Annotated in this window: 12 protein-coding genes; 3 read left to right on the forward strand and 9 right to left on the reverse strand. The window is 71.0% G+C overall.

All coding sequences use genetic code 11. The features are described from left to right. Positions 1 to 189 precede the first annotated feature (189 nt). A complete protein-coding gene (locus AB0R04_RS30340; RefSeq protein ID WP_363376777.1) occupies positions 190 to 390 on the forward strand; it encodes a hypothetical protein in 201 nt (66 codons plus the stop codon). A gap of 98 nt (positions 391 to 488) precedes the next feature. Here AB0R04_RS30340 and AB0R04_RS30345 read toward each other — a convergent pair whose 3' ends face one another. Beyond that, complete coding sequence (locus AB0R04_RS30345) at positions 489 to 881, reverse strand: metal-sensitive transcriptional regulator (RefSeq protein WP_363376778.1); 393 nt, start codon at positions 879 to 881, stop codon at positions 489 to 491. A gap of 403 nt (positions 882 to 1,284) precedes the next feature. Here AB0R04_RS30345 and AB0R04_RS30350 point away from each other — a divergent pair, with 403 nt between their 5' ends. Then, on the forward strand, positions 1,285 to 1,905 hold the full coding sequence (locus AB0R04_RS30350) for a DUF47 family protein (protein ID WP_063348282.1): 621 nt from the start codon (positions 1,285 to 1,287) through the stop codon (positions 1,903 to 1,905). Between the two features lie 5 nt (positions 1,906 to 1,910). Beyond that, positions 1,911 to 2,906, forward strand: coding sequence for an inorganic phosphate transporter (locus tag AB0R04_RS30355; RefSeq protein WP_063348283.1), 996 nt, complete (start codon positions 1,911 to 1,913; stop codon positions 2,904 to 2,906). A gap of 157 nt (positions 2,907 to 3,063) precedes the next feature. On the opposite strand, the gene pstB is transcribed toward AB0R04_RS30355, so the two are convergent. The 8 genes from pstB to mshD form a co-directional block, all read right to left on the reverse strand. After that, complete coding sequence (gene pstB / locus AB0R04_RS30360; protein WP_063348284.1) at positions 3,064 to 3,840, reverse strand: phosphate ABC transporter ATP-binding protein PstB; 777 nt, start codon at positions 3,838 to 3,840, stop codon at positions 3,064 to 3,066. A 39-nt stretch (positions 3,841 to 3,879) separates the two neighbouring features. After that, entirely contained in the window at positions 3,880 to 4,956 is a 1,077-nt protein-coding gene (pstA, locus tag AB0R04_RS30365; protein ID WP_363376782.1) for a phosphate ABC transporter permease PstA, read from the reverse strand. Continuing rightward, positions 4,953 to 5,930, reverse strand: a complete 978-nt coding sequence (gene pstC, locus AB0R04_RS30370; protein WP_063348286.1) for a phosphate ABC transporter permease subunit PstC — start codon at positions 5,928 to 5,930, stop codon at positions 4,953 to 4,955. The genes pstA and pstC overlap by 4 nt, the downstream gene beginning before the upstream one ends. 149 nt (positions 5,931 to 6,079) lie before the next feature. Continuing rightward, positions 6,080 to 7,210, reverse strand: a complete 1,131-nt coding sequence (pstS, locus tag AB0R04_RS30375; RefSeq protein WP_063348287.1) for a phosphate ABC transporter substrate-binding protein PstS — start codon at positions 7,208 to 7,210, stop codon at positions 6,080 to 6,082. A gap of 268 nt (positions 7,211 to 7,478) precedes the next feature. Next, a complete protein-coding gene (locus AB0R04_RS30380) occupies positions 7,479 to 7,901 on the reverse strand; it encodes an NUDIX hydrolase (protein ID WP_244293631.1) in 423 nt (140 codons plus the stop codon). An 88-nt stretch (positions 7,902 to 7,989) separates the two neighbouring features. Beyond that, positions 7,990 to 9,078, reverse strand: a complete 1,089-nt coding sequence (locus AB0R04_RS30385; protein ID WP_063348288.1) for a CHAD domain-containing protein — start codon at positions 9,076 to 9,078, stop codon at positions 7,990 to 7,992. A gap of 103 nt (positions 9,079 to 9,181) precedes the next feature. Then, positions 9,182 to 11,383: an RNA degradosome polyphosphate kinase gene (locus AB0R04_RS30390; protein ID WP_363376790.1), complete on the reverse strand. Its 2,202-nt coding sequence runs from the start codon at positions 11,381 to 11,383 to the stop codon at positions 9,182 to 9,184. Positions 11,384 to 11,679: 296 nt separating this feature from the next. Beyond that, a complete protein-coding gene (mshD, locus tag AB0R04_RS30395; RefSeq protein ID WP_363376784.1) occupies positions 11,680 to 12,654 on the reverse strand; it encodes a mycothiol synthase in 975 nt (324 codons plus the stop codon). Between the last annotated feature and the right edge of the window lie 112 nt (positions 12,655 to 12,766).

Below are 12,766 nucleotides of genomic sequence, written 5' to 3' on the forward strand. Positions count from 1 at the left end.
GGGCAGGGCTCCGGCGCCGGGGCGAACCGGGGCGCCGCCGGAGCGGGTGGCCGCCCGGGGAGCGGCGGTCACCCGTTTCGGCGGCGCCGAGATGGCCCGTCCGTGCCATGTGGACGGGCTCCGAAGTGCCTAGGCTGGACGTCGGGTGGCTGCCGCCCGGGCTGGCGAGGCACTGAAGGGGTGGTGCAGGTGGTGTCGTCCACGGGCGGCCGCAGCGGCGGCCACGACGACGCGGCCCTCGACGAGATCGATCTGGCCGGCGAGCTGATGATCGCCGCGACGGCCAGCACCGGCGACCGGCTGCCGACCGAGCGGATCGACGAGGTGCTGCTCGACCGGGCCGAGCCGGGGCGGACCGACGGCGAGGCCTGGCGGCAGGCCGACGGTTAGGTCGCTCCCGGCCCAGGGGCGTTCGCGGCCCAGGGACGTTCGCGGCTGGGGGTGTTGGCGGTCCGGACCCGCGCGCCCGGCCCGGACCAGGCCCGGCCTCAGCTGCGCAGCAGCCGAGCGATCGCGGCCGTGGCCTCCGCGACCTTGGCGTCGAGTTCGGCGCCGCCCTCCTCGGCGGCGGCCGCGACGCAGTGCCGCAGGTGCTCCTCCAGCAGGGACAGTGCGAAGGACTGCAGCGCCTTGGTGCCGGCCGAGACCTGGGTGAGCACGTCGATGCAGTAGACGTCCTCGTCGACCATGCGCTGGAGGCCGCGGATCTGGCCCTCGATCCGGCGCAGCCGCTTGAGGTGGGCGTCCTTCTGCGCGCTGTAGCCGTGCGGGCCGTGCCCGCCCTGATGTCCTGCGGCGGCCGCGGGGGCGGCGGGTGCGTCGGCCTGCGCGTCGGTGCCGTGCCCGTGGTCCGGCTCGGTGCGCGCTTGCGTCGTGGTCATCGGCCCGCCTTCGTCTGGATGCCTGGTGGCTGCGTCGGCCACCAGTGTCCAACACCGGGGCCGCCCGTGGTGTTCCGACGGCCGACGCGGCATGTGCCGAAGGGTTCCGGACGGGTTCCGGACGGTCTGCGAACGGGCTGCGACCGGGCTGCGGGCGGCCCGCCGCGCGGTTCACCCGTCTGAGCGGCGCCCCCGTCTTCCGTACGTACCACGGGGACAATCCGGGCGAGGTTCCGTCAGACTGGGGGCTCACGTCCGCACCTGGGTGTGCGGTCCGGGTCAGCTGGTGCGGCAGCCGAACGGAAGAGGAGGTTCCGCCTCCACCATCACCACCCCGTTTGCGCGATTGCGCTTGGTTGCACCTAGCATCGTTCAGTCCCTACCCCGCACATCGGAGATTTCCGTGCGTTTTAGCCTGACCCCGAAGGAGACGAGCTTCTACGACATGTTCTCTGCCGCCGCGGAGAACCTCGTCGTCGGTTCGAAGCTCCTGCTGGAACTGCTGGGATCAGACGTGTCGGCCCGCGCGGAGATCGTCGAGCGCATGCGCGCCGCCGAGCACGCCGGGGACGACACCACCCATGCCGTGTTCCACCAGCTGAACTCGTCCTTCATCACGCCCTTCGACCGCGAGGACATCTACAACCTCGCCTCGTCGCTGGACGACATCATGGACTTCATGGAGGAGGCCGTCGACCTGGTCGTCCTCTACGACATCCAGACGCTGCCGAAGGGGATCGAGCAGCAGATCGAGGTGCTGGCCCGGGCCGCCGAGCTCACCGCCGAGGCGATGCCGAACCTGCGCAGCATGTCGAACCTCACCGAGTACTGGATCGAGGTCAACCGGCTGGAGAACCAGGCCGACCAGATCCACCGCAAGCTGCTCGCCCACCTGTTCTCCGGCCAGTACGACGCCATCGAGGTGCTCAAGCTCAAGCAGGTCGTGGACGTTCTTGAGGAGGCGGCGGACGCGTTCGAGCACGTCGCCAACACGGTGGAGACCATCGCCGTCAAGGAGTCCTGACCCTCGTGGACATGGCAGCACTCATCGCCGTCGTCGGCGTTGCGTTCTTCTTCACCTACACCAACGGCTTCCACGACTCCGCGAACGCGATCGCCACCTCGGTCTCCACCCGGGCGCTGACCCCCAGGGCCGCGCTGGCGATGGCCGCGGTGATGAACCTGGCCGGTGCCTTCCTCGGCAGCGGCGTGGCGCACACCGTCTCCCAGGGGATCATCGAGACCCCCACCGGCGACCGGGGCATGGTGATCCTGTTCGCCGCACTGGTCGGGGCGATCGCCTGGAACCTGGTCACCTGGTACTTCGGTCTGCCGTCCTCCTCCTCGCACGCGCTGTTCGGCGGCATGGTGGGCGCGGCCATGGCCGGCGGCATCGACGTGATCTGGGGCGGCGTCCTCGACAAGATCGTCATCCCGATGATCGTCTCGCCGGTGGTCGGCCTGGTCGGCGGCTTCCTGGTGATGCTGGCGATCCTGTGGATCTTCCGCCGGGCCAACCCGCACAAGGCCAAGCGCAACTTCCGGGTCGCCCAGACCGCCTCGGCCGCCGCGATGGCGCTGGCGCACGGTCTGCAGGACGCGCAGAAGACGATGGGCATCGTCGTGATGGCGCTCACCATCTCCGGCCACCACTCCGGCGAGGGCATCCCGGTGTGGGTGAAGATCTCCTGCGCCACGATGCTCTCGCTGGGCACCTACGCGGGCGGCTGGCGGATCATGCGGACGCTCGGCCGCAAGATCATCGAGCTGGACCCGCCGCAGGGCTTCGCCGCCGAGGCCACCGCCGCGACGGTCATGTACGTCACCTCGTTCGTCTTCAAGGCGCCGATCTCCACCACCCACGTGATCACCGCGGCGATCATGGGCGCGGGGGCCACCAAGCGGATCCGCGCGGTGCGCTGGGGCGTCGCCAAGAACATCGTCCTCGGCTGGTTCATCACGATGCCGGCGGCCGCCATCGTCGCAGCGCTGGTGTACTGGTTCGCCCACCTGTTCTGGGGCTGACCGGCCCCGCACGTGACAGGGCCCGCCCCCACATCTCGGGGGCGGGCCCTTCTTCATGCTCCACGGCGGCACCGCCATGCAGCACCGCGGAGCAGCCTGTGTGCTCGCCGTTCGCCTCCGGACACCGCGGTCCGTCGGCCGGTGGCGGGGGTACGGCCTAGCCGAAGCGGCCGGAGATGTAGTCCTCGGTCGCCTGGACCGACGGGTTGGAGAAGATCCGCTGGGTGTCGTCCAGCTCGACCAGCTTGCCCGGCTGGCCGACGCCGGCCAGGTTGAAGAAGGCGGTGCGGTCGCTGACGCGGGCCGCCTGCTGCATGTTGTGGGTCACGATGACGATGGTGAACTGCGACTTCAGCTCGCCGATCAGGTCCTCGATCGCGAGGGTGGAGATCGGGTCGAGCGCGGAGCAGGGCTCGTCCATCAGCAGGACCTGCGGCTCGACCGCGATGGCGCGGGCGATGCACAGCCGCTGCTGCTGGCCGCCGGAGAGGCCGGCCCCCGGCTTGTTCAGCCGGGTGTGGACCTCGTTCCAGAGGTTGGCGCCCTTCAGCGAGCGCTCGACCACCTCGTCCAGGACGGACTTCTTGCGCACGCCCGCGAGCTTGAGGCCGGCGATCACGTTGTCGTAGATCGACATGGTCGGGAACGGGTTCGGGCGCTGGAAGACCATGCCGACCGAGCGGCGGACGGCGACCGGGTCGACGTTCGAGGCGTAGAGGTTCTCGTCGTCCAGGAGGACCTTGCCCTCGACCCGGGCGCCGGGGATCACCTCGTGCATCCGGTTGAGGGTGCGCAGGAAGGTGGACTTGCCGCAGCCGGAGGGGCCGATGAAGGCGGTCACCGAGCGGGGTTCGATGCTCATCGAGATGTCCTCGATGGCCTTGGTGGTGCCGTAGTAGGCGGACAGTCCGCTGACGTCGATGCGCTTGGCCATGATCGTTGCTTCTCTCGTCTGTCTTCGTACGTCAGTCGGTCAGTGTCCGCCCTTGGGCGAGCGCCAGCGTGCGATGCCCCGGGCGATGAGGTTGAGCCCCATCACGAAGGCGATCAGCACCAGCGCGGCGCCCCAGGCGCGGGCGTAGCCGAAGTCGTTGTTGACCACCGAGTACTGCTGCCAGATGTACATCGGCAGGGACTGCTGCGGTCCGTCGAACGGGTTGCTGTTGATGGCGTCGGCGCCGAAGACCAGCATCAGCACCGGGGCGGTCTCGCCCGTGATGCGGGCGACCGCCAGCATCACGCCGGTGGTGATGCCGCCGATCGCGGTGGGGAGGACGATCCGCAGGATGGTCTTCCACTTCGGCACGCCGAGCGCGTACGAGGCCTCGCGCAGCTCGTTCGGGACGAGCTTGAGCATCTCCTCGGTGGACCGGACCACGACCGGCATCATCAGGATCGCCAGTGCGAGGCTGCCCGAGAAGCCCGAGTAGCTGAAGCCCAGGGCGATGTTCCAGAGCGAGAGGACGAACAGACCGGCGACGATCGACGGGATGCCCGTCATGACGTCGACGAAGAAGGTGACGGTCTTGGCGAGCGTGCCGCGGCCGTACTCGACCAGGTAGACGGCGGTCAGCAGACCCACCGGGGCGGCCATCGCGGTGGCCAGGGCGACCTGCTGCATGGTGCCGAGCAGCGCGTGGTAGATGCCGCCGCCGGGGCCGGAGGCGATCACGCCCTTCATCGAGTGGCTCAGGAAGTTCCCGTTCACCACGCCGATGCCCTGCTGGACCGTGTAGACCGTCAGGGAGATCAGCGGGACCACGGCCAGGATGAAGGCGACCCAGACCACCGAGGTGGCGAACCGGTCCTTGGCCTGGCGGCGGCCCTCGACCTGGGCCGAGACGCCGTAGCTGATCAGCAGGAACAGCACGGCCGAGATCAGGCCCCACTGCAGGTGGCTCTCCAGCCCGCCGACGGCGCCGATCCCGCAGCCGAGCGCGATCGAGCCGACCGCGACGGCGGCCGGGGCCCACTTGGGCAGCCGGTTGGCGGTCAGCGACCGGCTGAGCGGCCGGGCGTCGGCCGTGACGGAAGTCGTTGCCGCGGTCATGCGTTGGCCCCCGAGTACTCCTTGCGGCGGGCGATGATCAGTCGCGCGGCACCGTTCACCAGCAGGGTGATGACGAACAGGACGAGGCCGGAGGCCATCAGGGCGTCGCGCCCGTTGTTGCCGGCCTCGGCGAACTTCAGCGCGATGTTCTGCGCGAAGGTGCCGCCGCCCGCGTCGAGGATGTGCAGCGAGAGCACGTTGCTCGCGGACAGCACCACCGCGACGGCGATGGTCTCGCCGAGCGCGCGCCCGAGGCCGAGCATCGAGGCCGAGATGATGCCGGGGCGGCCGAACGGCAGCACCGCGGTGCGGATCATCTCCCAGCGGGTCGCGCCGAGCGCGAGCGCCGCCTCCTCCTGCATCCGCGGCACCTGGCGGAACACCTCGCGGGAGACCGCCGTGATGATCGGCAGGACCATGATCGCCAGCAGGATGCCGACGGTGAACAGGTTGCGCGGGGTGCCGGACTTGGTCTGGTCGAAGAGGTACGTCCAGCCGAGGTACTGGTTGAGCCAGCTGGTCAGGCCGTCCATGTGCGGGACCAGGAAGAGCGCGCCCCACAGGCCGTAGACGATGCTGGGGACGGCGGCGAGCAGGTCGACCAGGTAGGCGAACGGCTGGGCGATCTTCCGCGGCGCGTAGTGCGAGATGAACAGCGCGATCCCGATGGCCACCGGGACGGCGATCGCCATCGCGATGACGGCGCTGACGAGGGTGCCGAAGGCCAGGACGGCGATGCCGAAGACCGGCTTCGTGGCGTCCGGCGTCCACTCGAAGGTGGTGAGGAAGTTGCCCTCGTTGGTGCTGAGGGCCAGGACCGCGCGCCAGGCCAGGAAGCCGGCGATCGCGGCCATGATGACCAGCAGCAGGACGCCCGAACCGCGGGCGAGGTTCATGAAGATCTTGTCGCCGAAGCGGCTGTCGCGCGGTCGGCGTTCCCTGCCTCGCGGGGCGGCAGGGGAGGATGAAGTCATTGTCTACTCCGGTCTGGTGGTGCCGCCCCGGAAGGGGGACGGCACCATGGCGGCGGTGCCCCGGACGTTCGTGCTGGGTCGGTGCGTTCCGGTGGGACGACCCCGGCCCCCCTCGCTCACGGGGCCGTCCCACCGGTGCTCCTGTCGGGTCAGGCCAGGGAGGAGACGGCGGCCTTGACCTTGTCGCTGATGGCGGCGGGGAGCGGGACGTAGCCCTTGTCGCCGATCGCCTTCTGCGCGGCGTCGCTGACGGCGTAGGTCAGGAAGGACTTGAGGTTGTCCAGGTTCTCCGGCTTGTTGCCCTTGTCGCAGGCGATCTCGTAGGTCACCAGGATGATCGGGTAGGCGTTGTCGGCCTTGGTCCCGTAGTCCAGGGAGAGGGCGAGGTCGCCGTCGGTGCCCACGACGGTGGAGGAGGCGAAGGTGAGGGCGGCGTTGGCCGCGGTCGCCTCGACGGGCTTGGCCGCACCGGTGGCGATCTTGGCGCTCTTGAGGTTGTTGCTCTGCGCGTAGGACAGCTCGGCGTAGCCGATGGAGTTCTTGACCTGCTTGATCTGCGCGGAGACGCCGGCGCTGCCCTGGGCGGACTGGCCGCCCTTGCCCTTCCACGCCTTCTCCGGCGCCGCGGTCCAGGCGCCACCGGAGGTCTTGGCGAAGTAGGAGGTGAGGTTGTAGGAGGTCCCGGAGTCGTCCGAACGGTGGACGGTCTGGATCTCGGCGTCCGGCAGCTGCACGCCCGGGTTCAGGGCGGCGATCGCCGGGTCGTTCCACTTGGTGATCTGCGAGTCGAAGATCTTGGCGGAGGTCGGGCCGTCCAGGACCAGGTTGTCGACGTTGTCGACGTTGTAGACCAGCGAGACGAGACCCGCGACCAGCGGCAGGTCGATCGCCTTGCCACCGGTGCAGACCGTCTTGGAGGCGTCGACGTCGGCGGGCTTGAGCGCGAAGTCGGTGCCGGCGAAGGCGACCTTGCCCTGGTTGAACTGCTGGACACCGGCGCCGGAGCCGCCACCGCTGTAGTTGACGGTGGTGCCGGAGCAGGACGCGCCGTAGGTGGTCTTCCACACGTCGATCGCGTTGGCCTGAGCCGTCGAGCCCGCAGCGAGCAGCGTCCCGCCCTTGCCACAGTTGACCGCGGCGGCCGAAGCGGAGCCGCTGGAGCCACCGGCGGCCTTGGCGCCGTTGTCGTCCGAGCCGCAGGCAGCGAGCGACAGCGAGCTGACGAGCGCCATGGCACCGATGGCGAGGGCCTTGGAGCGGCCGTTCCGCTGGAGCTTCACAGGGGTGTCCCTTTCTGTGGCATTGCCCGTCGCGCGGGCCGTGCGAGGACGGCGGAGCGCGGGTTCTGCTGTGGTCCGGGGCCCGTTCGGCCCTCCGGTAAACCCGAAGTTAGGCCGGGTAGGTGACACGACAGCCGGTCACAAGTGAACGGAGAGTGAACCTCGAAAGGATGACAGGAAACTACGTCAGGTAGTCACGGTTGCGTCACGGCAAGGGCGCGACGAGATCACTTCCACCGTTCCTTCACCGATGGTGACCGCTCGTCCTTCACCGATGGTGACCGCTCGCCCGTACGGGCTTCGCACCCAGGATCGCCAGCAGGGCGTCGACCAGCAACCGGTCGCGGTCGTGCGTCAACCGGGCGCGGGCCTTCCCGGCGGGCAGCCACTCCAGCCGGTCCACCTCGCGGTTCGGCCGGAACGCCCCGCTCGACGGCACCGCCGCCCAGTAGCGCACCTCCTTCGGCCGGCCCTGCGCCAGGTAGTGCTGGGCCGGCAGCTCCGGACCGAGCAGGCAGGCGAACCCGGTCTCCTCGCGCACCTCGCGCAGCGCCGCCGCGACGACCCCCTCCCCCGGGTCGAGCTTGCCCTTCGGCAGGCTCCAGTCGTCGTACTTGGGCCGGTGGATCACCGCGATCCGCGGCCGCCCCAGCCGACCGCTCTTCTTCGGCCGGCCCGGCAGCCACAGCACCGCACCCGCCGCCAGGATCACCCGGGCGTGCCCCGCCCCGGTCGCGGCCGCGTCCACTGCCGGCCCGGTGCTCAGGCGATCGCGCAATTCAGGCCGTCCGTGGTGCGGGGGAATGCCCCCAGCCCTCGGCAGGGGGGAGGTCCGGCCAGCCGTCCGGACCGGGCGGGAGGTCGGGCCACCGGCGGCCGAAGGCGTACCGCGCCGCCTCCACCTCCAGTCGCTGATCAGCATGCACCACGCCCAGCACGTAGGCGGTCGCCGGGGTGATCCGCGGGGTCCGCGCGGCGGTGGCCGCGGTGACCGCGGCGTCCGCCGCCTCCTGGTGCCGGCCCAGCACCCCGTCCAGCTCGTCCAGTTCGGCGGACCCGCGACCGCACACCTCCAGCGCGTACCGGGCCCGCTTCACCAGGATCCGCGTCCGTGCCCACGGCGCGTCGTCGGCCGCCAGCGCCGTGTCCGCGTCCACCGCGCCGCGCGCCGCCGGGACGGCGCCCAGCCGGCGCAGCCCGTCGCCGCCGTACGGCGTGGCGGCCCGGTGCAGCGGCAGCTGCTGAGCGCTCGCCGACAGCGCCGTGAACGCGGCGGCCGCCTGCGGCAGCAGCACCGCCGGCGCCCGGCCACCCGCCGACTCCAGCAGCGGGGCATCGCCGACCAGCAGCGTCATCCGGTCCGCCAGCGCGTGCAGCCGGGCCGACCGGAGCTCCTGGAGCACCGAGGAGTGCGCCCTGGTCCGGGCCAGGGTCAGCTGCCGGTCCAGCAGCGCCCGCGCCTTGGGCGCCCCGACGTGCCCGGCCAGCATGCCCGTCCCGTCCGGATCGCTGCCGCTCAGCGAGTCCAGCGCGCCCAGCAGCCGGGCCGAGCGGCGGACGTAACCGGGCTCCAGCGCCAGCAGGTTCAGCAGCCAGCGCAGCTCGGTGCGCGACTCCTGGGCCCAGGCCTGCTCGAAGACGGAGCCGAAGGTGTGCAGCAGCCCGCCGATCCGCCGGACCGCCCGCAGCAGGTCGGCGGTACCGGCCGCCGGGACGACCGCGGCCGTCCCCGGTCTGGCGCCGACCTCGCCCACCGTCAGCGGCAGGGCGCGCAGGAACGCGCCGGCCTGGGCGGTGAGGTGGCTGGAGAGGATGTCCCCGGCGGTCGTGGTGGCGGCCGCCTGGGCCGTCATCGGCGCATCGGTCATGGCGTGGTAGATCCCCGTTCCCCCGGGTTCGTCCCCCCGGGGCTGGTGGCCGACCGCTGGAACCGGTCCCCTGCGGTTCCAGCGGCTCGCATCAGTGGTCGCGTCAGCGCGAGGCGGCGGCCCGGCGGCGCAGGCGCGAGTCGATCAGCAGATCCTGGACGTGCCGCAGCGGCCGGCCCTCGGCGTCCTGCGAGTGGCGGGTCCACGTGCCGTCCTGCCCCAGGTGCCAGGACTCGGTCTCGTCCGACATCCCGAGGTCGATCAGGCCGGACAGCTCGGCCCGGTGGGCCGGGTCGGTGATCCGCATCAGCGCCTCGATCCGGCGGTCCAGGTTGCGGTGCATCATGTCGGCGCTGCCGATCCAGACCTCCGGATCGCTGTTGTTGCCGAACACGAAGACCCGGGAGTGCTCCAGGAAGCGGCCCAGGATGCTGCGGACCCGGACGTTCTCGCTCAGCCCCGGCACGCCCGGCCGGATCGCACAGATCCCGCGCACCCAGACGTCGACCGGCACGCCGGCCTGCGAGGCCCGGTACAGCGCGTCGATCACGGCCTCGTCGACGATCGAGTTGACCTTGAGCTTCACGTACGCCGGCCGGCCGGCCCGGTGGTGGGCGATCTCGTTGTGGATCCGGGAGACCAGCCCGTCGCGCAGGCCGCGCGGGGCGGTCAGCAGGCGGCGGTAGGACTCCCGGCGCGAGTAGCCGGACAGCCGGTTGAAGAGGTCCGAGAGGTCGGCGCCGACCTGCGGGTCCGAGGTCAGCAGCCCCAGGTCCTCGTACAGCCGGGCGGTCTTCGGGTGGTAGTTGCCGGTGCCGACGTGCGAGTAGCGGCGCAGGGTGTCACCCTCCTGCCGGACCACCAGCGACAGCTTGCAGTGCGTCTTCAGCCCGACCAGGCCGTAGACCACGTGGCAGCCGGCCTCCTCCAGCTTGCGGGCCCACTTGATGTTGGCCTGCTCGTCGAAGCGCGCCTTGATCTCGACCAGGACCAGCACCTGCTTGCCCGACTCCGCCGCGTCTATCAGCGCGTCCACGATCGGCGAGTCGCCGGAGGTGCGGTACAGCGTCTGCTTGATCGCCAGGACGTCCGGGTCGGCGGCGGCCTGCTCCAGGAAGGCCTGCACCGAGGTGGAGAAACTGTCGTACGGGTGGTGCAGCAGGACGTCCCGCTCGCGCATCGCGGCGAAGATGTCCGGCTGGGACGCCGACTCGACGTCCGTCAGCCCGCGGGCGGTGCCCGCCACGAACTTCGGGTATTTCAGCTCCGGGCGGTCCAGTTCGGCGATCCCGAACAGACCGGTCAGGTCGAGCGGACCGGGCAGCGGGAAGACCTCCGCCTCGGTGATGTTCAGCTCCCGCACCAGCAGGTCCAGGATGTAGGGATCGATCGACTCCTCGACCTCCAGCCGCACCGGCGGGCCGAAACGCCGCCGCATCAGCTCCTTCTCCAGGGCCTTGAGGATGTTCTCGGTGTCGTCCTCCTCCACCTCCAGGTCCTCGTTGCGGGTCACCCGGAAGGCGTGGTGGGCGAGCACCTCCATGCCCGGGAACAGCTCCTCCAGGTGCGCGCCCATCACGTCCTCCAGCGGGACGTAACGCTGCGGCGAGGCCTCCAGGAAGCGGGCCAGCGACTGCGGCACCTTCACCCGGGCGAAGTGCTTGTGCCCCGACACCGGGTTGCGCACCACCACGGCCAGGTTGAGCGAGAGCCCCGATATGTACGGGAAGGGGTGCGCCGGGTCGACCGCCAGCGGGGTGAGGACCGGGAAGATCTTCTGCCGGAACAGGGTGTGCAGCCGGGCCTGCTCCTTCTCGGCCAGCTCCGGCCAGCGGACCACCTCGACGCCCTCGGTGGCGAGGTCCGGCAGCACCTCCTGCTGGAAGGCGGCGGCGTGCCGCGCCATCAGCTCGCGCGAGCGGGTCCAGATCAGGTCCAGCACCTCGCGCGGCTGGAGGCCGGACGCGCTGCGCTGGGCGACGCCCGTCGCGATCCGGCGCTTCAGCCCGGCCACCCGGACCATGAAGAACTCGTCCAGGTTGCTCGCGAAGATGGCGAGGAACTTGGCCCGCTCCAGCAGCGGGATCCCAGGGTCCTCGGCCAGTTCCAGGACCCGCTCGTTGAACGCCAGCCAACTGCGCTCGCGGTCCAGGAAGCGGCCCTGCGGCAGTGCGTCGAACTCCTGCTCGTCCTCGGCCGGCAGCTCGGGCGGTATCCCCAGCGCACCGGACATCCTGGCCGGCGGGGACAGCGAGGCAGAGACGGGGCGGGGGATGCTCATGGGCTCCAGCTCCTCCAGCAGCAGGACGTCGTCCGGACGCGAATGGCTCTGCGGGCCGTCGTCCTCGCCCAGGGCCAACGCCCACCCGCCGGGCGCGGTCCGTACAGGGCCGGCCGGCACGTGGCGGTCGACTCTGCACGAGCGAGACACTACGGACTTCATCCTGTGATCTTCGCGGCAGCAATTGAATCCACGGTAAACACCGCATGGCCAGGAGGAAAGCTGAGTCGGTCGGGGCAAGGGCCGGTGACGTCCGACCCCTTGCCCCGGACCGCCCGGAGCCGCTAGGCCCTGCCCGGTCCTGTAGGTCCTGTCCGGTCCTAGGCCGCCTGGTCCGCGCGGTACTGGACGCGGTACATGAGGTCCACCTCGTGGATGGTGAACCCCAGTCGTTCATATACCCGCACCGCGGCCGGATTGTCGGCGTCGACGTAGAGCAGGACCGTCTCCAGTCCGTGCTCGCCGGCGTCCGAACCGGTCAGGTGACGCAGACCGGCAGCGGTCAGGGCACGGCCGAGACCGCTGCCCTGCTCCGCCGGGTCCACCCCGACCACGTAGACCTCGCCGAGCGCCGGCTCGGTGGCGGTGGCCGGGTGCACCTTGGTCCAGTGGAAGCCGACCACCTTGCCGCCCCGGGTCGCGAGGAAGAAACCGGCCGGATCGAACCAGGGCTCGGCCAGCCGCTCGGCCAGGTCCCGCTCCGTCCAGGAGCCCTGCTCCGGGTGGTGGGCGAAGGCCAGCGCGTTCAACCGCAGCCACTCGGCGTCGTCCTTGCCGGGGCGGAAGGTCCGGAGCTCGACGCCCTCGGGGACGGCGACGGCCTCGGTCTGCGGCCCGGTGCGGCGCATCTGCCGCAGCTCGCGGACCAGCTCGGCCCCGTACCGGCCGGCCAGGTGCCGGGCCGCCGGGTGACCGCCGTGCACCCAGAAGTCCACCGCGTCGCGGCCGGCCCGGTGGGCCTGTGCCAGCACCGCGTCCACCAGCGGCCGGGCCAGACCGCGGCCGCGGGCGGCCGGGTCGACCACCAGCTCGGCGGCGGGGTTCGCGGCGGGATTGGCGGCGGAGCCCTCCTGGACTTCGAGCTGTCCGTAACCGACGGCGGTGGCGTCCTCACTCTCGATGAAGTGGCTCACGCCGGGGCGCGGCGTATCCGAGGAACGCAGCCGAAGCCGGCCCTGCTCGGACACGGCAGCCCGGCCGTCCACCGCTTGGGCGTCCGCCAGAACGCGCAGGGCGCCGTCGCGCTGCTCGGGGCGGAGCACACTGTTCGCAATGACCGCTGTCTGATCGTCCATGCCCCGACGATACGTCACCGGAAATGCAAAGAACCCCCATCCGGTTTCCCGGATGGGGGTTCTCTGTGAATGATTGTTCGGCGGCGTCCTACTCTCCCACAGGGTCCCCCCT

Source organism: Kitasatospora sp. NPDC056731 (assembly GCF_040687675.1).
Taxonomy (GTDB): domain Bacteria; phylum Actinomycetota; class Actinomycetes; order Streptomycetales; family Streptomycetaceae; genus Kitasatospora.